Source organism: Mycobacterium stomatepiae (genome assembly GCF_010731715.1).
Classification (GTDB): domain Bacteria; phylum Actinomycetota; class Actinomycetes; order Mycobacteriales; family Mycobacteriaceae; genus Mycobacterium; species Mycobacterium stomatepiae.
Genome location: NZ_AP022587.1, coordinates 4677705 through 4700427 on the forward strand (window position 1 = coordinate 4677705; position 22723 = coordinate 4700427).

At 67.0% G+C, this 22723-nt stretch carries 18 protein-coding genes and 2 pseudogenes; 9 read left to right on the top strand and 11 right to left on the bottom strand.

Going from position 1 to position 22723, the window contains the following annotated elements; translation table 11 throughout:
* Window positions 1–26: 26 nt before the first annotated feature.
* Window positions 27–1726, top strand: a pseudogene (locus tag G6N54_RS22210) (MOSC domain-containing protein).
* A 190-nt stretch (window positions 1727–1916) separates the two neighbouring features.
* On the opposite strand, the gene G6N54_RS22215 reads toward G6N54_RS22210, so the two are convergent.
* Window positions 1917–2717, bottom strand: coding sequence for a family 1 encapsulin nanocompartment shell protein (locus tag G6N54_RS22215; protein ID WP_163792047.1), 801 nt, complete (start codon window positions 2715–2717; stop codon window positions 1917–1919).
* Entirely contained in the window at window positions 2714–3733 is a 1020-nt protein-coding gene (locus G6N54_RS22220; protein ID WP_232072921.1) for a Dyp-type peroxidase, read from the bottom strand. Before G6N54_RS22220 ends, G6N54_RS22215 begins: the two co-directional genes overlap by 4 nt.
* Before the next feature lie 109 nt (window positions 3734–3842).
* On the opposite strand from G6N54_RS22220, the gene G6N54_RS22225 reads away from it, so the two are divergent.
* Together G6N54_RS22225 and G6N54_RS22230 are read left to right on the top strand one after the other, a co-directional pair.
* Complete coding sequence (locus G6N54_RS22225) at window positions 3843–5102, top strand: M18 family aminopeptidase (protein WP_163792049.1); 1260 nt, start codon at window positions 3843–3845, stop codon at window positions 5100–5102.
* A gap of 11 nt (window positions 5103–5113) precedes the next feature.
* Window positions 5114–5461 (top strand): VOC family protein, encoded by a 348-nt coding sequence (locus G6N54_RS22230; protein ID WP_163792051.1) that lies wholly within the window; start codon window positions 5114–5116, stop codon window positions 5459–5461.
* Between the two features lie 149 nt (window positions 5462–5610).
* Here the strand turns inward: G6N54_RS22230 and G6N54_RS22235 are convergent, their stop codons facing one another.
* The gene (locus G6N54_RS22235; RefSeq protein ID WP_163792053.1) at window positions 5611–6009 is read right to left on the bottom strand and encodes a nuclear transport factor 2 family protein; all 399 of its coding nucleotides are present in this window, start codon (window positions 6007–6009) and stop codon (window positions 5611–5613) included.
* A gap of 127 nt (window positions 6010–6136) precedes the next feature.
* Between G6N54_RS22235 and G6N54_RS22240 the strand changes: the two are divergent.
* Window positions 6137–6925, top strand: a pseudogene (locus G6N54_RS22240) (helix-turn-helix domain-containing protein).
* Between the two features lie 50 nt (window positions 6926–6975).
* The gene (purL, locus tag G6N54_RS22245; RefSeq protein WP_163794897.1) at window positions 6976–9252 is read left to right on the top strand and encodes a phosphoribosylformylglycinamidine synthase subunit PurL; all 2277 of its coding nucleotides are present in this window, start codon (window positions 6976–6978) and stop codon (window positions 9250–9252) included.
* A gap of 45 nt (window positions 9253–9297) precedes the next feature.
* On the opposite strand, the gene G6N54_RS22250 is transcribed toward purL, so the two are convergent.
* Both G6N54_RS22250 and G6N54_RS22255 read right to left on the bottom strand, forming a co-directional pair.
* Window positions 9298–10545 carry an HAD family hydrolase gene (locus G6N54_RS22250; protein WP_163794898.1) on the bottom strand — a complete coding sequence of 416 codons (1248 nt, stop codon included), beginning with the start codon at window positions 10543–10545 and terminating at the stop codon, window positions 9298–9300.
* Window positions 10546–10592: 47 nt separating this feature from the next.
* Window positions 10593–11807, bottom strand: a complete 1215-nt coding sequence (locus G6N54_RS22255; RefSeq protein ID WP_163792055.1) for an MCE family protein — start codon at window positions 11805–11807, stop codon at window positions 10593–10595.
* Window positions 11808–11826: 19 nt separating this feature from the next.
* On the opposite strand from G6N54_RS22255, the gene G6N54_RS22260 reads away from it, so the two are divergent.
* The 3 genes from G6N54_RS22260 to purM all read left to right on the top strand — a co-directional run bounded on the left by G6N54_RS22260 (window position 11827) and on the right by purM (window position 15043).
* Window positions 11827–12216 (top strand): sterol carrier family protein, encoded by a 390-nt coding sequence (locus G6N54_RS22260; protein WP_163792056.1) that lies wholly within the window; start codon window positions 11827–11829, stop codon window positions 12214–12216.
* A gap of 136 nt (window positions 12217–12352) precedes the next feature.
* Window positions 12353–13888: an amidophosphoribosyltransferase gene (gene purF, locus G6N54_RS22265; protein WP_163792058.1), complete on the top strand. Its 1536-nt coding sequence runs from the start codon at window positions 12353–12355 to the stop codon at window positions 13886–13888.
* 60 nt (window positions 13889–13948) lie between these two features.
* Complete coding sequence (purM, locus tag G6N54_RS22270) at window positions 13949–15043, top strand: phosphoribosylformylglycinamidine cyclo-ligase (RefSeq protein ID WP_163792060.1); 1095 nt, start codon at window positions 13949–13951, stop codon at window positions 15041–15043.
* A 63-nt stretch (window positions 15044–15106) separates the two neighbouring features.
* On the opposite strand, the gene G6N54_RS22275 is transcribed toward purM, so the two are convergent.
* Both G6N54_RS22275 and ygfZ read right to left on the bottom strand, forming a co-directional pair.
* Window positions 15107–15289 (bottom strand): DUF3073 domain-containing protein, encoded by a 183-nt coding sequence (locus G6N54_RS22275; protein ID WP_163792062.1) that lies wholly within the window; start codon window positions 15287–15289, stop codon window positions 15107–15109.
* A 146-nt stretch (window positions 15290–15435) separates the two neighbouring features.
* Window positions 15436–16527, bottom strand: a complete 1092-nt coding sequence (gene ygfZ / locus G6N54_RS22280; protein ID WP_163792064.1) for a CAF17-like 4Fe-4S cluster assembly/insertion protein YgfZ — start codon at window positions 16525–16527, stop codon at window positions 15436–15438.
* Window positions 16528–16740: 213 nt separating this feature from the next.
* Between ygfZ and G6N54_RS22285 the strand changes: the two genes are divergently transcribed.
* Window positions 16741–17613: an aminodeoxychorismate lyase gene (locus tag G6N54_RS22285; RefSeq protein WP_163794899.1), complete on the top strand. Its 873-nt coding sequence runs from the start codon at window positions 16741–16743 to the stop codon at window positions 17611–17613.
* 236 nt (window positions 17614–17849) lie between these two features.
* Here the strand turns inward: G6N54_RS22285 and G6N54_RS22290 are convergent, their stop codons facing one another.
* The 4 genes from G6N54_RS22290 to G6N54_RS22300 all read right to left on the bottom strand — a co-directional run bounded on the left by G6N54_RS22290 (window position 17850) and on the right by G6N54_RS22300 (window position 22665).
* Window positions 17850–19352: a sensor domain-containing protein gene (locus tag G6N54_RS22290; RefSeq protein WP_163792066.1), complete on the bottom strand. Its 1503-nt coding sequence runs from the start codon at window positions 19350–19352 to the stop codon at window positions 17850–17852.
* A gap of 152 nt (window positions 19353–19504) precedes the next feature.
* On the bottom strand, window positions 19505–20938 hold the full coding sequence (locus G6N54_RS30740; protein ID WP_232072922.1) for a RyR domain-containing protein: 1434 nt from the start codon (window positions 20936–20938) through the stop codon (window positions 19505–19507).
* A gap of 60 nt (window positions 20939–20998) precedes the next feature.
* Window positions 20999–21877, bottom strand: a complete 879-nt coding sequence (locus G6N54_RS30745; protein ID WP_232072923.1) for a hypothetical protein — start codon at window positions 21875–21877, stop codon at window positions 20999–21001.
* Window positions 21878–21996: 119 nt separating this feature from the next.
* Window positions 21997–22665, bottom strand: coding sequence for a nitrobindin family protein (locus G6N54_RS22300; protein ID WP_163792068.1), 669 nt, complete (start codon window positions 22663–22665; stop codon window positions 21997–21999).
* Window positions 22666–22723: the final 58 nt, after the last annotated feature.

Sequence of the window (22723 nt, forward strand, 5' to 3'; positions counted from 1 at the left end):
CTTTCGCAAAGCCAAAGGAGACGACAGTGGGCAGGCTTGTGTCGGTGAATGTCGGCATGCCCAAGAACGTGCAGTGGCGCGACAAGACGGTCTATACCGGCATATGGAAGACGCCGGTCGACGGGCCGGTCATGGTGCGCCGCCTCAACATCGACGGCGACGGCCAGGGCGATCTGGGCGGCCACGGGGGCGAACAACGTGCCGTCATGGTCTATCAGGCCGAGTCGTATGACTTCTGGATGCACTACCTGAATCGCGGCGATCTGGTACCGGGCCACTTCGGCGAGAATTTCACCATCACCGGGCTCTCCGACCAGGAAGTGTGCATCGGCGACCGTTACCGGATCGGCGATGCCGAGTTCGAGGTTACCCAGCCGCGGGTCACCTGCTTCCGGGTCGGTTTGCGTCTCGACGAACCCGAGATGCCCAATCTTCTTGTTTCCCAACACCGTCCAGGGTTCTACTTTCGCGTCATCACCGAGGGTCATGTCCAGGCCGGCGACGACATCGTGCGGACCCGTCGCGGCCGACACGAGCTCAGTGTCGCCGACGTCGACGCGCTGTTGTATCTGCCGAACCGCAACCCCCCTACGCTACGCAAGGTCGTCGATGTTCCAGCGTTGAGCCCCGGGTGGCAGCAATCGTTCAACGACATGCTCGCCTCGGGGGAGGAGTCGGCGCCGGAGATCGGCGTTGGACCGGGGTGGAACGGATTTCGGCCATTGCGGGTCACCGCGGTACGCCGGGAGAGTCCGTCGGTGCTGTCGATCCGTTTCGAGTCCGACGACCATGCCCCGTTGCCACCGCCGCGGCCCGGGCAATACCTGACCGTGCGACTTCCCGGGGCCGGCGATCCGATACCGCTGCGCAGCTATTCGCTCTCCGGCGATCCCGTGGCGGGCGACTACCGGATCAGCGTCAAGCGCGAAGAGTGCGGTTTGGCCAGTCGATGGTTGCACGCGCACATCGAACCGGGATCGGTTATCGAAGCCGCGGCCCCCGCGGCGATTTCTATCTCGCCGACGACGACAGGCCGGTGGTGCTGATGTCGGCCGGAATCGGTATCACTCCCGTCCTGGCGATGCTGCATGCGCTGGCGGCGGCCCGCAGTACCCGCGACGTCTGGTGGCTGCATACCAGTCGCAATCCCGAAACCCAAACCTTTGCAGATGAAGTCACGACCCTGATCGAGTCGCTGCCAAATGCTCGGCAGCGGGTGTTCTATACCCAGACGCAGGGCCGTTTGGGCCAGCAGGCCATCGCGGCGCTTGGGCTTCCGGTCGATGCCGCCGCATATCTTTGCGGCCCAACCTAATTCATGACCGACATGCGCGACGCCCTGACTGCCTCCGGGCTCGTCGGCGCGCGCATCCACAGTGAGCTCTTCGGTGCGCTGCCGGCGATCAATCCCGGCGTCGTCGACGGGGCCCCGCGGGTCCCGCCCCATGCGCCGGACGGCCCACCGGGGGTCGGGCCGTCAGTTACCTTCGCGCGCAGCGGTCTTACCGCCAGCTGGTCTTCCGACTACGGGACCATCTTGGATTTCGCGGAGGCATGCGACGTACCGACCCGTTTCTCGTGCCGAAGTGGCGTCTGCCACTTGTGCGAGACGGGCGTCGTCGCTGGTACAACCCAGTATGTCCAGGCTCCATTAGAGCTACCCGGACCGGGGACGGTGCTCATCTGCTCGGCAGCGCCCGACAGCGACCTGGTGCTCGATCTTTGATCGAGCGAAAGCCATTGCGGGCACAGGGGAAGCCCCAGGAGGTCATCGCGCGCGTCAACCGGGCGATGCCCGCCGAAGGTTGTGGTGTACGCGACCGGACAACTTCGCCGAGCCGGTAATCCTGCAGGCCCTCACTCGCACTTTGTCTGCGGATTTACAGGATCGATGAAGCACTCGTCTGTTGCGGGTCCTAAGAACCCAGCGCGACCGACGCCTCGGTGGTGTAGCACAGGAACGTCAGGGTCTCCTGCAGATACAGCTGCACGGTGTCGGCATCGTGACTGCTGTAGCCGATGGAGACGTCGGTGCCCAGCTGCAGATCGAAGTCGCCGCCCCGGGTGGTCAGCACGAAAGCACCGTCAATGGCGGGCGCCCAGATGATGTCGCCATTCACCAGCCGGTTGATGTGCTCGAGGATCGGATACCCGTGCTCGGTGGTTTCGCTGACCTTCGTATAGATATCGGCAGACAGCAGAACCGAATACGGGCCGTCGACACCGGCCAGCCGTAGCTCGGACAGCGCCTGCGTGATGATGTCTGGTATCTCGCGAGGGTCGTCAGGCAACTGCAGCGCGGGATTCGAACTGCTGTTACGGATTCCGTCGATCGACGCCGCCGGGTAGCCCTCGAAGATGGCGCGGTCCTCGACGAATGCCAGTTTCTTGGCGGCCTCTTTGACGGGATCCCAGTCGGAGTCCTGCGAGCCACGCTCCACGTCGTCGATCTCGTCGCGGGATAACGTGAACGGAACACGCAGGCGGACAAGAGGTTTGCTGGACCGCAAGTGAGCCACCACACCATCGGTCGGAGCCTGCACGTCGACCAGCCGGCCCGTGCTGACCGCGGCCGTGACCGGCCCGCCGGGCTCGCTGACGTCGACCACCCGACGTCCGGCTATGTGGCGCTTGAACGTTCGCGTCGCTTCCAATTCGATTTCAGCCCAGGCGACGTCGGTGACCGGCGCCAGATTGCGGTAGAGGTTGTTCGTCATCGGGTGGTTCCTTTCAGGCTGCCGATCGAAAGTGAGCCGTCATCAGTGGGGGACGTTTCCGGCCGCTCTGTCTCGAGCGGTGCGGGAAGGGGCGGCGGATCGTCGAGGAAGTCGATGGTGGGGGAGAAGAACAGTCCACCGGTCAGCGCAGTCGAGAAGTCAAGCACGCGATCGGTGTTGCCCGGCGGATCACCGAGAAACATGTTACGCAACATGCGTTCGGTGACCTCGGGTGTGCGCGAATAACCGATGAAGTAGGTGCCGTACTCGCCTTTGCCGACTTCACCGAACGGCATGTTGGCGCGCACGATCTTCAACTCGTTGCCGTCGTCGTCTTCGATGACGTTGAGCGCGATGTGGGCGTTGGAAGGCTTGACGTCGTCGTCCATCTCGATGTCTTCGAGCTTGGTGCGGCCGAACACCATTTCCTGCTCCGTGACCGACAGCGAATCCCACGCCGACATGTCGTGCACGTACTTCTGCACGTGCACGTAGCACCCGCCGGTGAAGTCGGGATCCTCGTCGCCGATCGCGGTGGCGTTGACAGCGATTGGGCCGTCGGGATTTTCGGTGCCGTCGACAAAGCCGAGCAGATCGCGGTTGTCGAAGAACCGAAAGCCGTGCACTTCGTCGACGACACTGACGGCGCCGGCCATCGACTTGAGGATGCGGCCCGCGAGCTCGAAACAGACGTCCAGCGACTCGGCCCGAATATGGAACAGCAGGTCGCCGGGAGTGGCCGGCGCGCTATGCCGCGGTCCGCTCAGCTCGACGAAGGGATGCAGTTCGGCCGGGCGTGGTCCGCCGAACAGCCGATCCCAGGCGTCCGACCCGATCGAGGTGATCACCGACAGGTGCTTGGTGGGGTCGCGAAAGCCGATGGCGCGCACTAGGCCCGAGATGTCGGGCAGCGCACCGTTCACGGTTGCCTCGCCGCCATCGTCGATCGTTACGACCAAAAAGATCGCGGCGGGTGTCAACGGCGTGAGGATGGGCTGGGGCTGAACCGGAGGCACCCTGGTGACCTTAGCGTGGCGACGGCGAGCGCAGGAAGTGCGCGAGTGAGGAGTCGCGCAATTGGGCCCAGCGTGAACTGCGTGCTCGCGGACAGCCATGATGTTGGACATGTCGGCCAGCGCCGCAGGCCTCTGCGAATTCATCGACGCTTCTCCGTCCCCGTTCCATGTCTGCGCCACGGTGGAGGGGCGGCTCCTTGCCGCCGGCTACACCGAACTGCGCGAAGCCGAGCCGTGGCCCGGCGAACCGGGACACTTCTTCACCGTCCGTGCGGGATCACTGGTCGCCTGGAACACCACCGGTCCAGACGGTCCGTTTCGGATCGTCGGCGCGCACACCGACAGCCCTAACCTGCGGGTCAAGCAGCATCCGGACCGGGTGGTGGCGGGCTGGCAGGTGGTGGCGCTGGAGCCCTACGGCGGGGCGTGGCTCAACTCCTGGCTCGACCGCGATCTGGGCATCAGCGGGCGACTGTCGGTGCGGGACGGCTCCGGGCTGGACCACCGGCTCGTCCGGATCGACGATCCGATCCTGCGGGTGCCGCAGCTGGCCATTCACCTTGCCGAGGACCGCAAGTCGGTGACGCTGGACCCGCAGCGGCACGTCAACGCGGTCTGGGGTGTCAGCGACCAAGCGCGTGCATTCGTGGACTACGTGGCCGGCCGCGCCGGGGTGGCACCGGCCGACGTGCTGGCCGCCGACCTGATGACGCACGATCTGACCCCGTCGACGGTGCTCGGCGCCGACGACAGCCTGCTCAGCGCACCCCGGCTGGACAACCAGGCCAGTTGCTATGCCGGGCTGGAGGCATTGCTTGCGGCCGAACCGCGCGCCAACGTGCCGGTGTTGGTGCTGTTCGACCATGAGGAGGTCGGCTCGTCGTCGGACCACGGGGCGCAGTCCAACCTGCTGAGCACCATTCTGGAGCGCATCGTGCTCGCGGCCGGCGGCAACCGGGAAGACTTCCTGCGTCGGCTGCCGGTATCGCTACTGGCCTCGGCCGACATGGCGCACGCCACCCACCCCAACTACCCGGAGCGCCACGAGCCCGGCCACCTGATCGCGATCAACGCCGGGCCGGTACTCAAGGTGCACCCCAATCTGCGGTACGCCACCGACGGGCGCACGGCGGCGGCGTTTGCGCTGGCCTGCCAGCAGGCCGGGGTCGGGTTGCAGCGCTACGAGCATCGCGCCGATCTGCCGTGCGGTTCGACGATCGGGCCGATGGCCTCGGCACAAACCGGCATCCCCACCGTCGACGTCGGCGCCGCGCAGCTCGCGATGCACTCCGCACGCGAGATGATGGGTGTCCAAGACGTGGCCGCCTATTCCGGTGCGCTGCAAGCGTTTTTGTCGCCCGTGGCATAGGGTTTGGCGATATGGCGCTCCACGTGGAAATGGTCACCATCGATTGCAGCGATCCGGCGACGTTGGCCGGGTGGTGGGCGCAGCACTTCGGTGGCACGACGCATGATTTGCTCGCCGAAGAATTTACAGTGGTGACCTTGTCTGACGGGCTACAGCTCGGATTCCAGAAGGTGCCGGATCCCACGCCGGGGAAAAACCGCGTGCACCTGGATTTTGGTGCCCAGGACGTCGAGGAAGAAGTGTCGCGGCTAACGGCCGCGGGAGCCACAGAAGTCGGTCGGCACAGCTTCGGGGATGATTTTCGCTGGGTGGTACTGGCCGACCCCGAAGGCAATGTGTTCTGCGTGGTCCGTCAGTAACTCGATCCGCCGTCGAGCAGCGCGTGCTGCCGCTCGTGAGCGGGCGAAAGAGCGGGGCGCCGACCAACGCCTTCGTCGTCCGCCCCGGGGCGTTGGGCGGCTCGGTGAGACACTCGGTGTGCTCTGAGCGGAGCACTGCGGGCCTGAATTCAGCCCCGCTCTAGGAACAGTGGGTCGTAGCGGATGACGTTCTCCACGACGATGCCGTCGCGAGTGCGGACCCGGTCGAGCCCGCGGATCCGGAACGGGCCGTCCGGCCCGGTGCCGCGCCCGATGTAGTGCACAAACACCAGCTGCTCATCCGGGGCTGCGCCGGATACCGTCGCGCTGTCGACGACCTCGAGCTGTAAATCCGGTGCGGCATCGAGAATTTCGGCGATCTTCGCCGTGTACGCCTCGATCCCGCGGACCGGTTCCGGGTCACCCGGCCAGTAGCCGACGATGTCGTCGGCCAGAATGTCCAGCCCGCGTGAAAGGTCGGGAGCCGCCCAAAACGCTGCGAACAATTCGGCGCTGAACTTCGGTCCAGCAGAAGCGATGTCGGTCATGATTCCCTCCAGGGGCAGACGCTCCGGTTGAGCGCGTTCGTCGGCAAGCGTGTCCCGGCGCGCTGCGGCAGCACAATTACCTCCGAGGTCATCGCCGTGACTACGCAAACGTCGTTACCGTGAACGGGTGAGCCACGCGCCCGTCGGTGTCCTGTTGCGCGAATGGCGCACGCGCCGACGAGTCAGCCAGCTCGACCTATCGCTGAGTGTCGGTGTGTCGGCGCGGCATCTGAGCTTCATCGAGACCGGGCGCTCGCGACCGAGTCCGGAGATGGTGCTCACCCTGGCCGAGGGCCTCGACATTCCGCTGCGGGAACGCAATGCGCTGCTGCTCGCCGCCGGATTTGCCCCGCGCTAGCAGGCGCGCCCGCTGGACGACGCGGCCCTCTCCCCGGCCCGGGACGCGGTGCAACGCCTGCTCGACGCGCACGACCCGTACCCCGGTGTGGTCATCGACCGGTGCTGGAACATCGTGGGGGCCAACGCCGCCGCGTCTGCGCTCACCGCCGGCCTGCCCGAGGAACTGCTCGGCCCGCCGGCCAACATCTACCGGCTGTGCCTGCATCCCGACGGCCTGGCCGCGCGGACCCTGAACTTCGGGGAATGGGCGGGCTACCTATTGCACCAGCTGCAGCGCACGATCGCACTCACCGGCGACCCGGCACTGCGGGCCCTGGGCGAAGAGGTGCGCGCCTACCCCGGCGTCGCGGTGGCCGCGAAACCCTGGGGCACTCCATCGGACGGCGCGTCGTTGCTCGTTCCGTTCGTGCTCGATGCCGGCGGTGGCCACCGGTTGTCGATGTTCACCACCCTGACGACGTTCGGCACTCCGCTCGACGTCACGCTCGCCGAATTGGCCGTCGAATTGTTCTATCCGGCGGACGTCGAAAGCGCCCGCCTGCTGCGCGGCGAGTAGCTCTTTAGACTGTGTGCGTGACTGTCTCCGGAGCGGGCGCCCGTACTCACGTGGCCGACACCGTCGAACACGCAGCCGCCACCCCCGACCAGCCGCAGCCGTTCGGCGAATTGGGCCTTAAAGACGACGAGTACCAGCGGATTCGCGAGATTTTGGGCCGCCGGCCCACCGACACCGAGCTGGCGATGTACTCGGTGATGTGGAGCGAGCACTGCTCCTACAAGTCGTCGAAGGTCCATCTGCGCTACTTCGGCGAGACCACGACCGACGAGATGCGCGCGGGCATGCTGGCCGGCATCGGCGAGAACGCGGGCGTGGTCGACATCGGCGACGGGTGGGCCGTCACGTTCAAGGTCGAGTCGCACAACCACCCGTCCTACGTCGAGCCGTACCAGGGCGCGGCGACCGGCGTCGGCGGCATCGTGCGCGACATCATGGCCATGGGCGCCCGACCGGTCGCGGTGATGGACCAGTTGCGGTTCGGCGCCGCCGACGCACCCGACACCCGGCGCGTGCTCGACGGCGTGGTCCGCGGCATCGGCGGCTACGGCAACTCGCTGGGCCTGCCCAACATCGGCGGTGAGACCGTCTTCGACGCGTCGTATGCGGGCAACCCGTTGGTGAACGCGCTGTGCGTGGGGGTGTTGCGCAAGGAGGACTTGCACCTGGCGTTCGCCTCGGGAACCGGCAACAAGATCATCCTGTTCGGCGCGCGCACCGGTCTCGACGGCATCGGTGGCGTATCCGTGCTGGCGTCGGAGACCTTCGGCGGCGACGAGGGCGGCGGGCCCGGGCGCAAGAAGCTGCCCTCGGTCCAGGTCGGTGACCCGTTCACCGAGAAGGTGCTGATCGAGTGCTGCCTGGAGTTGTATGCAGCGGGCATCGTGATCGGCATCCAGGATCTTGGTGGTGCCGGATTATCTTGTGCGACTTCCGAACTCGCATCGGCCGGTGACGGCGGCATGCGTGTGGAGCTGGACACCGTTCCGTTGCGCGCGGCCAACATGACGCCCGCCGAGATCCTCTCCAGCGAGTCGCAGGAGCGGATGTGCGCGGTGGTCGCCCCGGAGAACGTCGAGGCCTTCCTGGCGGTGTGCCGGAAGTGGGAGGTGCTGGCGACGGTGATCGGTGAGGTCACCGATGGTGATCGGCTGCGCATCACCTGGCACGGCGAGACCGTCGTCGACGTGCCGCCACGCACCGTGGCGCATCAGGGGCCGGTGTACGAGCGTCCGGTGGCGCGCCCGGAATCGCAGGATGCCCTTAACGCCGACCGGTCGAGCGGTCTGCCCCGGCCGGTCACCGGTGACGAGCTGCGCGCGACTTTGCTTGCGCTGCTGGGGAGTCCGCATCTGTGCAGCCGGGCATTCATCACCGAGCAGTACGACCGCTATGTGCGTGGCAACACCGTGCTGGCCGAGCACGCCGACGGCGGGGTGCTGCGCATCGACGAGTCCACCGGCCGCGGGATCGCGCTGTCGACCGACGCCTCGGGTCGCTACACCAAGCTGGATCCCTACACCGGAGCCCAGCTCGCGCTGGCCGAGGCGTACCGCAACGTCGCGGCCACCGGGGCCGTCCCGGTCGCGGTGACCAACTGCCTCAACTTCGGCTCGCCCGAAGATCCCGGGGTGATGTGGCAGTTCTCCCAAGCGGTCCGAGGACTCGCCGATGGCTGTGTCGCCCTCGGGATTCCGGTGACCGGTGGCAACGTGAGCTTCTACAACCAGACCGGAACGGCCCCGATCCTGCCCACTCCGGTGGTGGGCGTGCTGGGCGTGATCGACGACGTCGACCGGCGTATCCCGACCGCGCTGGGCACCGACCCGGGAGAGTCCCTGCTGCTGCTGGGCGACACCCGCGACGAGTTCGACGGGTCCATTTGGGCGCAGGTGACCGGCGATCATCTCGGCGGGTTGCCGCCCGCGGTCGACCTGCCGCGCGAGAAGCTGCTGGCCGAGGTGCTCAGCGCGGCATCGCGCGACGGGTTGGTGACCGCGGCCCACGACCTGTCCGAGGGCGGGCTCGCCCAGGCCATCGTGGAATCGGCGCTGGCGGGTGAAACGGGTTGCCGCATCGTGCTTCCCGAGGGCAGCGATCCATTCGTGACGCTGTTCTCCGAGTCGTCGGGCCGGGTGCTGGTCGCGGTGCCGCGTGCCGAGGAGAGCCGGTTTCGGTCCATGTGCGACGCGCGCGGACTTCCCGCCGCCCGTATCGGCGTCGTCGACTCGGACTCGGACTCGGTCGAGTTTCAAGGCTTGTTCACGGTGCCGCTGGCCGAGCTGCGCGCGACGTCCGAAGCGGTGCTGCCGCGATTCTTTGGCTGATCGCGCCGGTTCGTCGCGTCCCGGCAGGCTTGCGCCGCAACCGATTTACCCGGTGTGCACGCGGTCCTGCTGATCGGGGACGACGGTGCCGTCGGGACCGAGCAGTGGTGCCTGGCCGCCCTGAGGCGCGTCGGAACCCTGTGTCGCGCAGGGGTAGGGCGGGCTTGCGCCCAAGGGGCCGATGAACATCGGGTTGACCAGCCATCGTCCGTCGAGATCGGCGTAGGCCCGGCACATCAATTCGATCTGGTTGCGATTGATCACCAGGTGCAGTGCTGTCGCGTCGGCGACGAAGGTGGCGTCTCCGTCGGAGTCGCCAGCCCCGAACACCTGGCGCCGCTGCTCGGGCAGCTGGTCGAAGGCGCCCGCCCCCTGGACGCCGAACACCTGCTCGTTGATCCGGCAGCGCTTGCCCTCGTTGTACGGGGTGGATGGCTCCCCACCGCAAAGGGCCAATCGCGACGTCAGCACGTCGCCGTCGTGCTCGGTGCGGGTGCCCATCACCCGGTCGGCCGAGATTCCCAGGTCGGCGGCCCAGACCCGCACCACCGGCTCGGGCGAGGCGGAGATGATCCGTACGTCAAATCCGTTGGCCTGCAGGGTTGCGACGAGATCTCGCATCTGGGCGTAGTAGCGAATCCACCCGGTTTGGCGGGTACTGCCCACCAATTGATCGGTGCCCTCGGGTGCGTCCAGGTTTTCCCGCCGGGCCGCTTCGGCGAATCCGGTTAGGTCAGCCTCGGTCCAGCCGGCCAGCAATTGTGCCGCCCAAGCGGCGGCGGGATTGATGCGTCGACGGTTGTAGCCGGTGAATGCCGGTGCGCCCGTTCTGGTCTGGCGATCGCCGGCTATCGAGAGCAGTTCGTCGGCGCAGCCGGGATTGGCTCCCGTCGGCAGCGGCTGGCCCGGGGGAGCCAGTGCGCCACAGGCGGAGGCCAATTCCTCGGCGGCCGCCGGGGTGAGGTATTGGCTTGTCGTGCTCCAATTTCCGTCGGTGGGCTGACGCAGCTTCGAGTTGCGCACCATCCACCAGAAGGTCGCGGAGCCGATGTCGTTCTTCACCATGGTGCCGTCCCAGTCGAACAGCGCCACCGGCGCGTCGTTCGTCTCGGGCTCCAGCTTGCCGCAGCTGCCCAGCTTGCCGATCATCGCGTTGAGCCGGTCCCGGTTGTCGCCGTACCAGCCGGGATCGGCGGCCAGGGTGCGACAGCCATTGTCGCTGGCGTCGCCTTCGCGATGGTCGCCCGAATCGCCACAGCCCGACAGTGACGCCGCGGTGATCGCCAACGCCATGAGTCGGCGTGCGACGGCCGCAGTCCGGTGAGAAGTCATCGTCTCTTTCATGGGTTGATGGTGTTGTCGCCCAGTTGGCGGCCCCACACGTATTCCACTGCGAGTGGTGAACCGACTTCGAAGTGGTTGTACGGGGCTACGCTCGCACCGGTATCCATGACCAGATAGGGAGCCGGCCACAGTTCGCGGGTGATCGATTTCCAACAGCCCGGCCGCCCGCCGGGGCCACCGTGCGCATTGGTCCGCGGCAGGTTCTCGGGATAGATGTACGGATTGGGCGCTCCCGCGATCGAGCCCGAGGAGTGCGCCCCCAGCGCATAGCCGTTGTCGCCGAGCGCGACGTGCAGCTTGGGTGCGACCTCGTTGAAATTGCGTATGGTGCAAAAGATTTCGGGGCTGTATTCGTCCAGTAGCTGGGCGGTGGGGACGAGATCGGCGGCCCCGCGCGAAAAGTACGGTCTGCTGCGCTCGAACACGTCGGCGCCGCTGTTGCCCAATCCCGCCGCCGCCAGCAACGCCGCATCCAGATCGCCCTGCTGCCGGTTGAGCGTTCGCGCGGTCGTCACCACGTGCTCGAGCGCATCCCACAAGTCCGGGGCGGCATCGGCATAGGTGTCGCCCAGCGCCGCCAGCTGGGCAATATCGACGCGTAGCCGTGGCAGCTGCGGATTCACGTCGTCGAGGATCGCGTTGCCGTTGAGCAGTGAGGCGCCGAATTTCTCCCCCAGCCCGGCCAGCGCCTGCGCCGTCGCGGACAGCGTCAGGTTCACCTTGACAGGATCGATCTTCTCGGTGATCGACGTCAGCGTCTCGAACAACGTGTTGAACTCGGTCGTCACCGTCGTCGCGTCGATTACCATAGACGGTGTAATCGATTGTGTTGTAGGGTGTTTCGGCGAACTCAAGGCGACGTATTTGTTGCCGAACACCGTGCTCGCCTTCACTTCGGCCGCCACGTTGGCAGGAATCATGTTGACGTACTTCGGGGTCACGTCCAGCACCACTTTGGCGGCCGGCTTGCCGGCCCGGGTGATCTCGGAGATACCGGCCACCCGGCCGATCTCGACACCGTTGTAGGTGACCTTGGAACCGGGATCCATCACCAGACCCGCGCGGGCGACCACCATCGTCAGCTTCGTTTTCGGTGTGAAGTCTCCGCGAAACTGCGAGTACAAGGCCAACCCAACGAGCCCCATGACCACGATCGTCACGAGTCCGATGGTCTTGTATGGGGGCGGCGGCCGTGAGCGACGACGCTCCATGATTCTGAGACCCTAAGGTATGGCCGCCCGCGATAGCGCCGTTCCGGCCAAGACACGTCAGGTCCTAATGACCGTGGCGGACTGGCTGCGCGACGAATCCCGTCCGGCACCGGATCGAGCCACATTGGCGACGGCGGTTCGGCTCACCGCACGCACCCTGGCCGCGCTGGCACCGGGCGCCAGCGTCGAGGTCCGGGTCCCGCCGTTCGTCGCGGTGCAGTGCGTGGCCGGGCCGAAACACACCCGCGGCACGCCGCCCAATGTGGTGGAAACCGATCCTCGGATGTGGTTGCTGCTGGCCACCGGAATCGTGACGCTCGCCGACGCGAAGGCCGCCGGATCGCTGACGTTATCGGGGGCTCGGGCGGGTGAAATTGACCACTGGTTGCCCCTGTTCGATATGGGCTGAATATAACCTTGAACTGCAGGTTTAGGGTGACACGCCGAGAACATTTGGGTTCAACACGCCCAACAGAGTCGTCCCCGGGGCTTACGTGCCCGTAAACTTCCTTACGTCACTACCCCTCGCTAGGGAGCCGCCCACCGTGACCGTCGCTGGATCAGATGAATCCGAGCAGGACCTGAACTCGCCCCGCGAAGAGTGCGGTGTATTCGGGGTTTGGGCCCCGGGCGAGGAAGTCGCCAAACTCACTTACTACGGCCTCTACGCGCTGCAGCATCGCGGCCAGGAAGCCGCCGGCATCGCCGTCGCCGATGGATCTCAAGTACTGGTCTTCAAGGACCTCGGCCTGGTCAGTCAGGTGTTCGACGAGCAGACGCTCGCGGCCATGCAGGGCCACGTCGCGATCGGGCACTGCCGGTACTCCACCACGGGTGACACCACCTGGGAAAACGCCCAGCCGGTGTTCCGTAACACCGCGGCCGGCACCGGGGTTGCCTTGGGACACAACGGGAATCTGGTCAACACCGCTGAACTTGCCGCCCGCGCGCGCGACGCGGGTTTGATCTCGAAGCGTTACCCGGCCCCGGCGACGACGGACTCCGACATCCTGGGCGCGCTGCTGGCCCATGGCGCTGCCGACTCCACCCTGGAGCAGGCGGCGCTCGACTTGCTGCCGACCGTGCGCGGCGCCTTCTGCCTGACCTTCATGGACGAGAACACGCTGTACGCCTGCCGCGATCCCCACGGGGTGCGGCCGCTTTCGCTCGGACGCCTGGATCGCGGTTGGGTGGTGGCCTCGGAAACCGCCGCGCTGGACATCGTCGGTGCCTCGTTCGTCCGCGACATCGAGCCGGGTGAATTGCTGGCGATCGATGCGGACGGGGTGCGGTCCACCCGCTTCGCCAACCCGACTCCCAAGGGTTGCGTCTTCGAATACGTCTACCTGGCCCGGCCGGACAGCACGATCGGCGGCCGATCGGTGCACGCTGCCCGGTTGGAGATCGGCCGCCGGTTGGCCCGCGAGCGGTCGGTGGACGCCGACCTGGTGATCGGCGTGCCGGAATCGGGCACACCTGCGGCGGTGGGATACGCGCAGGAGTCCGGCATTCCGTACGGGCAGGGCCTGATGAAGAACGCCTACGTTGGGCGGACCTTCATTCAGCCGTCTCAGACGATCCGCCAGCTGGGCATCCGGCTGAAGCTCAACCCGCTCAAAGAGGTGATCCGCGGTAAGCGGCTCATCGTCGTCGACGACTCGATCGTGCGCGGCAACACCCAGCGTGCGTTGTTGCGCATGCTGCGCGAGGCCGGCGCCGTCGAGGTGCACGTGCGCATTGCCTCGCCGCCGGTGAAGTGGCCGTGCTTCTACGGCATCGACTTCCCGTCGCCGGCCGAATTGATCGCCAACGCCGTCGAGGACGAGGAAGAGATGCTCGAGGCGGTGCGGCATGCCATCGGCGCCGACACGCTGGGCTACATCTCGCTGCGCGGCATGATCGCGGCGACCGAACAGCCGGCCTCCCGCCTGTGTACCGCCTGCTTCGACGGCAAGTATCCGATCGAGCTGCCCAGCGAGACCGCGCTGGGCAAGAACGTCATCGAGCACATGCTCGCCAATGCGGCGCGCGGAGCGGAGCTCGGCGATGTTGTGGCCGACGAGGTTCCCGTCAACCACTGATTGGATCCTTCAAAGACGTTCGATTCCGGCGGGAAGCACCTACCGGTAGCCTTTATCGCGATGACGGATCCCGGAAAAAGCCCCGGCGAAGAACCGGGCAGTCAGGGCATTACTTACGCGTCGGCCGGGGTGGATATTGAAGCCGGTGACCGCGCGGTCGATCTGTTCAAGCCGCTGGCGGCAAAAGCCACCAGACCCGAGGTGCTTGGCGGGTTGGGCGGATTCGCCGGCTTGTTCGCACTGCGTGGCGACTACCGCGAGCCGGTGCTGGCGGCCTCCAGTGACGGCGTCGGCACCAAGCTGGCGGTAGCGCAGGCGATGGACAAGCACGACACCGTCGGCCTCGACCTGGTGGCGATGGTGGTCGACGACCTCGTCGTCTGCGGTGCCGAACCGCTGTTCCTGCAGGATTACATCGCCGTCGGCCGCACCGTGCCCGAACGAGTGGCAGCGATCGTCGGCGGCATAGCCGAGGGATGCGTCCGGGCCGGGTGTGCACTGCTGGGCGGCGAGACCGCCGAGCACCCCGGTTTGATGGAGCCCGACCACTACGACATCTCCGCGACGGGTATCGGCGTGGTCGAGGCTGACGACATCCTGGGGCCCGACCGGGTGAAACCCGGCGACGTCATCATCGCGATGGGATCGTCAGGCCTGCATTCCAACGGATACTCGCTGGCGCGCAGCGTCCTGCTCGAGATCGATCGGATGAACCTGGCCGGCTACGTGGAGGAATTCGGCCGCACGCTGGGCGAAGAGTTGCTGGAGCCCACCCGGATCTACGCCAAGGACTGCCTGGCGCTGGCCGCCGAAACCCAAGTCCGCACGTTCTGCCACGTCACCGGTGGCGGACTGGCCGGCAACCTGCAGCGCGTCATCCCGCACGGATTGGTCGCCGAGGTGGACCGCGGCACCTGGACGCCCGCGCCGGTGTTCGCGATGATCGCCCAGCGCGGCCGGGTGGAGCGCGCCGAGATGGAGAAGACCTTCAATATGGGAGTCGGCATGATCGCCGTCGTCGCACCCGAGGACACCGACCGCGCCCTGGCGATTTTGACCGCACGGCACCTGGATTGCTGGGTGCTGGGGACGATCTGCAAGGGCGGAAAAGAAGGCCCGCGCGCCAAACTGGTTGGGCAGCACCCCAGATTTTAAGGGGCTGCGCCTAACTGGGACCAACACTGTGCCGATGCACGCGGCATCGGCACGGAGCAAGTTCTAGCGACGCCAGTCGTCTTCGCGCTCCCAAGATTCGTCGGCGCCATCCAGCTCGCCGGAGGACGGGTCCGCCTCGGACCCTGCGAGCTCGCGCTGAAGCCGATCGAAGTCGGTCTGCGGGGAGCTGTATTTAAGTTCTCGAGCAACCTTGGTCTGCTTTGCCTTAGCCCGGCCGCGGCCCATGGGGGAACCCCCTCGCGCAATAACGGAGCGGCCTAGCGAGTAGGCGGCTCCGATCTCTGGTGTCGTTATTGTCCTGCCAACAGCTTACCGTGCCTCGCGGATGAGCGTCGGTGCCCCCTGTCCGCCGTGTTGGACTTCATCGAACATTATCTCGCGCCGCCCCGCAGCCGCTCGACGGCCAGCCGCCCCGCGCCGATCTGCTCGCTGGGCGGCAGGGAATCGGCGTCGATGACGGCCGCGACCGAGGCCTCGGGGCCGGTCGCCAGTTCGGTGCCGGCGGGCAGTCCCCGCTTGAGCAACGCCAGCGCGATCGGCCCCAGATCCACGTGATCGACGGCGGTGCCCAGCCGTCCCACCGCACGCCCGCCCGCCAGCACCGGGTCGCCGGTGCAGGGTCGGTCCACCGAGCCGTCAAGGTGCAACAGCACCAGCATTCGGGGCGGTTTGCCCAGGTTGTGGACCCGGGCGACGGTCTCCTGCCCTCGGTAGCAGCCCTTGTCCAGGTGGACGGCCCCGGCGCCGGGACCACCGATCCACCGCACCTCGTGCGGAATCGTGCGTTCGTCGGTGTCGACGCCGAGGCGCGGGCGCACCGCCGCGACCCGATGGGCCTCGTAAGCCCACACCCCGGCCGGTCGCACGCCGGCCTGCGCGAAGCGGCCTTGCCAGCCGGCCGCGTCGGCACGCGGCACCAGCAGGTCGAGCTCGATCTGGCCGGCGGGGGCCGGCATCCGCCGCACAAAGCCGCCGCCGGCCAGCGCAATGGCGACCAGCTCGTCGGGCAGGGCGCCCAGGGCAAGCACGTCGAGCACCGCGCGGTCGGCCAGTCGGGGACCGATCAGCGACAAGACCGCCAGGTCGGCGGCGGCCGGCGTGACGTCGGACCAGAACACCATCTTGCTCAGGTAGCTCAGCAACGGCTCGCCGCGCCAGGGTTCGGTGTCGAGATAGGTGACGCCGCCGAGTTCGGTCTGCAGCCAGTGGTCCTCGACGCGGCCCTGCCCATCCAAGCTCAGATTCTGGGTGCTGGACCCGTCGGGAAGCTCGCTGACGTGCTGGGTCGAGATGTTGTGTAGCCAGTTCTGCCGGTCCGCGCCGGTCAGCGTCAGGACCGCGCGGTGCGAGCGGTCCACCAGCACCGCATCGGTTTCGGCCGCGCGCTGCTCGCTGAACGGATCGCCGTAGTGCCAGACCGCGCCGGCGTCGGGTCCCGAATCGGGTGCGGGTACTGCAGTCATGTGCGCCGCTCCTCCTTTTGCTCTGCCTCGTCGCCCCCGCCAGTCACACGTCAACTCTACGGATTCACCTCTGCCCGGCCTCACGCCCGCGAACGTGCGGCCAGCCGCGGATTCGGCGGTGAGCGTACGGCTGGCCGCGCATTCGGCAACGGGTGTGTGCTGGCCCCCGGTTCGCGGCGGCTAGGCTCTGTCGGCATGGCAGCCCAGACGGGTGTGATCGTCACCCTCGACGGCGAAATACATCCGCCCGGCGCCCCGCTGCTGCATGCCGACGACCTCGCGGCCGTTCGCGGTGACGGTGCCTTCGAGACCCTGTTGGTCCGTGACGGCGGGGCGTGTCTGGTCGGGCCGCATCTGCAGCGCCTGACCCAGTCGGCCAAGTTCATGGATCTACCCGAGCCGGACCTGGCGAATTGGCGGCGCGCGATCGACATCGCCACCCGGGAATGGGTGGCCGGCTCGTCCGGCGAGGGGGCAATGCGGTTGATCTACAGCCGCGGTCGCGAGAGCGGTTCGGGGCCCACCGCGTACGTGATGGTCACCGCTGTCCCGGAACGGGTGGCCGTGGTTCGCAGCAATGGGGTCGCGGCGATCACGCTGGACCGGGGGCTACCCGCCATCGGTGCCGGCGAGATGCCGTGGCTGCTGGCCGGTGCGAAAACCCTGTCGTACGCGGTGAATATGGCCGCGCTGCGGCACGCCGCCAGGCAGGGCGCCGGCGACGTGATTTTCGTCAGCTCGGACGGCTACATCCTGGAGGGCCCGCGTTCGACGGTGGTGATCGCCACCGATTCGTATGCGGGCCCGGACAGCAATCTGTGCCTGCTGACGCCGCCGCCCTGGTATCCCATCTTGCGTGGCACCACCCAGCAGGCGCTGTTCGAGGTCGCGCGCAGCAAAGGCTACGACTGCGACTACCGGGCGCTACGGGTTTCAGATTTGCTTGCCGCCCAAGGTATCTGGCTGGTTTCCAGCATGACACTGGCGGCCCGTGCGCACACGCTCGATGGCCGCCCGCTGGGCCGCTCATCGATGACCGAGGACTTCGCCCAACTGGTGGACGCGGCGATCGTCAGCGATCGCTGAGCGCTGAACTGTGTTGTCGGCTCGCACAGCGGCGAGTACGGTCGGCCGTACACAAGAAGGGAGGTGGTCCGCGAAATTGATAGCTTCATGGACATGTGAGGTGGCTACGCGCTAGCTGCAATGGCTACCGAAGACCTAGCGATTCACGCTGGCGAATTCCCCGTAGCCACCCGGCCCCCGAGCTTCCCGGTCTGTCCAATCGGGACATAGCTCGGGGCCGCTCCATGTTTGGGCCGCTATTGAATGCTTCGCGCCGCGATCTGTTCGGCAATTTTGCCGGCTTGGCCGGGAGCGGCATCCGGGCCGCACACCGTCACGTCGATGACGTTGGCGCCCTCCGCGTGCAGCACGTGGTGGCATGTCTTTGCGCTGTCCGCGCGGGTGCGCTGCTGCGCAATCTTGGGCACGGTCCCATCGACTTGAGCGAACGTGTAATCAAAGCTTCTGCCATTGAGCTTCTCGGTCACCGTCTTTCCGGCGCAGGCCTTCCACTTGTCCGCGGATTGCTGGACGAACGCGCTCGCCTTATCGGGCGACGAGAATTGCGAGATACCCTCGATGATCCGCAGCGGCGGGTCCTGTCCGGGCGAGTGCACGATCAGCCCCGTGGTCGCGGTGAATCCGCTGGCGCCCTGGTAGACCGCCGCGATGGTGGGCTCGAAAGCGCCGGCGCACTCCGGATCGGACAGCGTGTACTTGGGGCTGCGCAGCTGACTGACTTTTTCGCCGGGCACCAACGCTGGGTCACCCACGATGGTGCCGACCTCCGGGGCTCCGAGCAAAAAGGTGTCCAGCTTCGACGATTCGACACCCGAATCCGCCGCCGTCGGTACCGAATTCGAGCCGGACGCCTTCGGGGCCGGCTTTGTTTTGCCGCCCTGGGTGGTCATCACCACCACGATCGCGATTGCGGCGATGACCGCCACCGCGGCACCGCCGATGATGATCAGCCGCTTGTTCGACCCGCCGCCGGCCCCGCCACCGCTCACGGCGGTCGGGACGGTGACCGCGTTCGCGCCGGTCGGTGCTGCCGCGGGAGTCGCGGCAGCAGCCGGAGACGCGGTGGCCCCCGCGGGCGAAACGTCCTTGGCTTCGATTTCGGCTAGCACGTTGTCGATTTCGCTTCGCGTGCGGTAGGTGACGTCGTGTCGCAGTCGCAGCATGCGCAGCAGTTGCGCGATGTCGCCGCGGGCGCTGGGGTCGTCGCCGTCCTCGTCGAAACCCGACCGCAACTCGACCAGCAGCTGGAGCTGCTGCTGCGGGCTGAGCTCTTTTTCGGCGAGGGTATTGCCCAGCCGGGTGATGTAGCCGAACGGCACCGGGGGCTCTTCGGGCAGCGGATCCGGCAGCGGCACGGGCTTGCTGCGAAGCGCGTGCACGGCGGTGACCAACTGAATGCCGGCATCGACCGTCGGCTCCCGGTAGTCGATGATCTGCAATGCGGCAAGGGGATTCACGCGCATGCTGTCGACTTCACCGATCCGGACCGGAAGGATCGGACGGCCGAGGGCCTGGGCGTAGCGCAGCTCCGCCTGGCTCGGCTTTGATTGCAGCCAGTTGCTAGACAGTGCGACGATGAACACCTCACAGTCGCGGATCTGCTCGAGGATTTTGGCCCACCACGAGTCGCCGCCGAGCTCTTGGTCGAACCACACCTGGTTCTGCCCGCGGCGAAGCGCGGTGGTCAAAGCGTCGACCGTGGACCGATCTTGGCTCGAGTAGCTGATGAACAGCGCCATCGCAGTCTCCTAGGGTGAAGGGGAGCGAACGAACTGGGGCGAAAGCCTGCCTGCGCGACCCGTACGCACATGCGCCGATACCGTATCAGTGTTGGGCCCCTTCAGGATGCGCAAATTTTCAGCGCTAATTGGACTCGGCAACAGGCGGCCGGTCACCCCTCGCCACCGTCTGGGGCATGGGCTTCTTCGGGCGGTCGGTATGCGGCATAGCGCCGGGCGAACTCGTCACCGGGGACCGGCCACTGCTCACCGCTGGCTCCGCGCACAATCCAATCGCCTTCGCCGGCATTCGTCGGCCCCTCCAGGGTGTTGATGGTCTCGCCCGGATAAGCCGGGCGGGCTTGTACCCGCCCCTTGCGTTGCCACTGCCCGTCGCCCGCGGGCTCGTAGGTGTCCCGGAAAATGTCGTCACGCACCGACCAGAGCTTGCCGTCCTCGGAGATCGCCCAGTCGCCCGCATCGGCGCGCATCGTGTGTCCGGAGTCCGACGTCCATGTCCATGGCGCGCTTCGTTGTTCGGCGGCCACCGTCCCCACCCGGGTGAACGATTGCCACAGCGGGCGTGAACGAAAGCCCAGCTGCCGCAGGCTCCACAGCGTGCCCGCCAGGCTGCGCACCGCGGCGTTGAGCAGCTCGGGGTCGGCCTCCACCACCGACCAGTCGACGAGCTTGTTGTGGATCTTGCGCGAGTCATCGCGCGGCGTACCGTATTTCCAGCCGTTGCGGCGGTAGTAGCGACACCAGTCCTCGTGCTCGGCCTGAGCCATCCGCACCGACGAGTCTTGGTCGAAGCCCATCAGCCCAAGCTGTTCCAGCGGCGTCAACTCCGCCATTTCGCTGCCGGACAGTTGGGTGGGTGGGCTGCCCCAGGTGTTCCAGGTGTGTCCCGCGATCTGCTCCACCATCCACAGCGCGTTGCGGACCTGGCGCCGGTTGGACCCGCGGTAGAACTCGTTGAGCTCGGCCCACGGCACCGATGCGGGCCCCCGCGTCCAGCTCGGGTCGATCGTGGCGACATAGCGCTCGTGGATCAGCCGCGCCGCCCGCTCCCAGGCGTCCTGTACCTGACCCTCTTGGGTATCCAGCACCAGCGAATAGGACTGCAGCCGGCCGACGACCTGGATGGAATCGTCGGTGATGCTGGTGTTCAGGTCCGAGGCGTAGATGGGCATGTCGGGGAAGCGGGCGGCCAGCCTCGCGGCGGTTGTCCCGGCATGGGCGTCGACGAAGATCACCGCGCTGGTCGCGGGGTCGACGTCACCGATCAGCTTCAGCATCGCCGGTATCGTCGGCGCCTCCGCGACCGCGTCGATGGTCGGGCCCTCCGATACGAATCCGGCTTGCTGACGGTGGAACTCGTGATCGCGCAGGTACTCCTCGGCGTCTCGTTCGACGAGGGTCAGCGCCGGCAACGCCACCGCGCCGGGCGGAGTGTAGAAGTCACGCTCCAGGGCGCGCTGGGTCAGATCCGCGCACAGTGCCAGTGTCAATTGCGAAGTGCCGCAGACGAATACGCGTTTGATTCGCCCCGCTGCCAGGACGCCGTCGAGCAGCCGGCCCGCGGTCACCTCGTATTTGCCGACCACGTCGGCCGCCCAGCGGGTATCCGATCCGCCGAACTGCTGGGCGCGCCAGGCCTGGGCCAGCTAGGGATCGTCCATGCGAACGATCAGCGGCAACCGTCGCTTGTGGGCGATTTCGGACAGACGGCGGCTGATCTGATCCAGCCACATCAGGTTGAGTGCCGGGTCGGGCGCCATCAGGTAAAGCCGAGACAGGCGGCGCCACAGCCGAAGTGACACCAGGGTCGACGGCGTGTTGAAGTCCACCAGCACCACCCGGGCGCCTTGGCGGCGGGCCCGCTGCACGCGCTCGTCGCTGGCACCGGTGATGACCACGAGGGTGCCGCGCCGGTCCAAGGTGCGCGCGACGGCGCTGATCATCGACTGGGTGTCACTGTCGACACCAACGATGGCAGTGACGGATTCGGCCCAGTTGGCCCGCAGTCGGTCCACCTGTGACCGGAAGACCCCGACCACCGCGCCGCCCAATCCGGTGAAGATCGCCGACAGCGCGGCGATCCGGGCCAGTTCCAGGCCCACCGGTGTCGGGCTCGGGCAGGTTTTCCCGCTGACGGAGAAGTCGCCGGTGCCGCCCTTGACTAGACTCGCCGTCGCCATCAGGGGAGTGAAGAAGGCCGGATGGTTGGCGTCGTGACATCCCCAGTACGAAGTCAGCCCGAGCACCGCCGTCATCGGGACCAGGGCTGCAATCAGGGTGAACGAAACACCCACCACACGGTGGCTACCCGAGCGGAAATTCAACACCGACGCCCAAATGAGCACGACGACAACGACGGCGAGCGTCGGCATCGATCCCGGCTCGCCGAACCACCCCAGCCAGGCCGGAAATGAGTCGTCGATGGACGGGCGCGCATCCAGCACGGCCAGGTAGGCGATCAACACCAGGCCGACGGCGGTTACGGCCCAACGCAATATGGGCGAGGGTGCCCTCGTGGGACGCATCCGCCGATCTCCCTTCGCGCGGCCGCTCGGACGTCGAACAGTACACGCAAAAGATCGGCCGAAGGCAATGGTTTTGGTGCGAGCGCCCAAATACCTACGCGGGCAACAGCAGCGGGCCGCTAGCCGACGAATCGCGACAGCCGCGCCGACAGGTGCGGCACCAGCCCGCCGTCGGCGTCCACCCGCTCCTCGACGTAGGCGAGGTCGCCGCCCTCGACGATGCCGTAGAGGCGCTTGGCGCCGCCGACCAGAACGCCCGACCGGCTGCGCGCCAGGGCATCGGTCACCAACTCCCACGACGACTGGTTGCGTGGGCGCCCGTAGAAGAGCTCGACATAGCCCGACGAGTGGGCGAGCAACAGCTCGATGGCCTGAGATTCGCTCGGGTCGTCGGGATCGAGCACGAAACGCCAGAAGCCGGTCTCGCGCAGGCCGGGCTCCTGGTAGGCGCCGTCGGTGTCGAGCTGCCAGGATCTGGCTTCCCAGTTCAGGTAGTCGCCGCCGTCGTGGGAGACCACGATCTGCTGGCCGAACCGGTAGTCGCCGTCGGACCCGCGGCCCTCGCCCTCACCGCGCCACACGCCGACCAGTGGCAGCAGGGCCAGCAGCGCGTCGTTGAGGTTGGCGCCTTCGCGCAGGTTCGCGGTGTCGGCCGGGATCGGCAGGTCGTCGAATGCAGGGATGTTGCGGGCCGCGGTCACCTTGGCGCGTTCGGCGGCGGCAGCCACCGCGCGGCCGCCAGAATTTGCAGAGCCGGCCGGGCCCTCTGGGTCATCGTCGTACGTCACGACTCGTCGGTAATGAGCCGGTAGAGGGTGTACAGCGCAAACCAGGAGATGACCACCA

Coding starts and splice junctions, on each gene's coding strand:
- G6N54_RS22215 (WP_163792047.1), bottom strand. CDS start 2,717: ATGACGAACAACCTCTACCGCAATCTGGCGCCGGTCACCGACGTCGCC.
- G6N54_RS22225 (WP_163792049.1), top strand. CDS start 3,843: ATGTCGGCCAGCGCCGCAGGCCTCTGCGAATTCATCGACGCTTCTCCG.
- G6N54_RS22230 (WP_163792051.1), top strand. CDS start 5,114: ATGGCGCTCCACGTGGAAATGGTCACCATCGATTGCAGCGATCCGGCG.
- G6N54_RS22235 (WP_163792053.1), bottom strand. CDS start 6,009: ATGACCGACATCGCTTCTGCTGGACCGAAGTTCAGCGCCGAATTGTTC.
- G6N54_RS22250 (WP_163794898.1), bottom strand. CDS start 10,545: ATGGCGTTGGCGATCACCGCGGCGTCACTGTCGGGCTGTGGCGATTCG.
- G6N54_RS22255 (WP_163792055.1), bottom strand. CDS start 11,807: ATGGAGCGTCGTCGCTCACGGCCGCCGCCCCCATACAAGACCATCGGA.
- G6N54_RS22260 (WP_163792056.1), top strand. CDS start 11,827: ATGGCCGCCCGCGATAGCGCCGTTCCGGCCAAGACACGTCAGGTCCTA.
- purM (WP_163792060.1), top strand. CDS start 13,949: ATGACGGATCCCGGAAAAAGCCCCGGCGAAGAACCGGGCAGTCAGGGC.
- G6N54_RS22275 (WP_163792062.1), bottom strand. CDS start 15,289: ATGGGCCGCGGCCGGGCTAAGGCAAAGCAGACCAAGGTTGCTCGAGAA.
- ygfZ (WP_163792064.1), bottom strand. CDS start 16,527: ATGACTGCAGTACCCGCACCCGATTCGGGACCCGACGCCGGCGCGGTC.
- G6N54_RS22290 (WP_163792066.1), bottom strand. CDS start 19,352: ATGGCGCTGTTCATCAGCTACTCGAGCCAAGATCGGTCCACGGTCGAC.
- G6N54_RS30745 (WP_232072923.1), bottom strand. CDS start 21,877: ATGCGTCCCACGAGGGCACCCTCGCCCATATTGCGTTGGGCCGTAACC.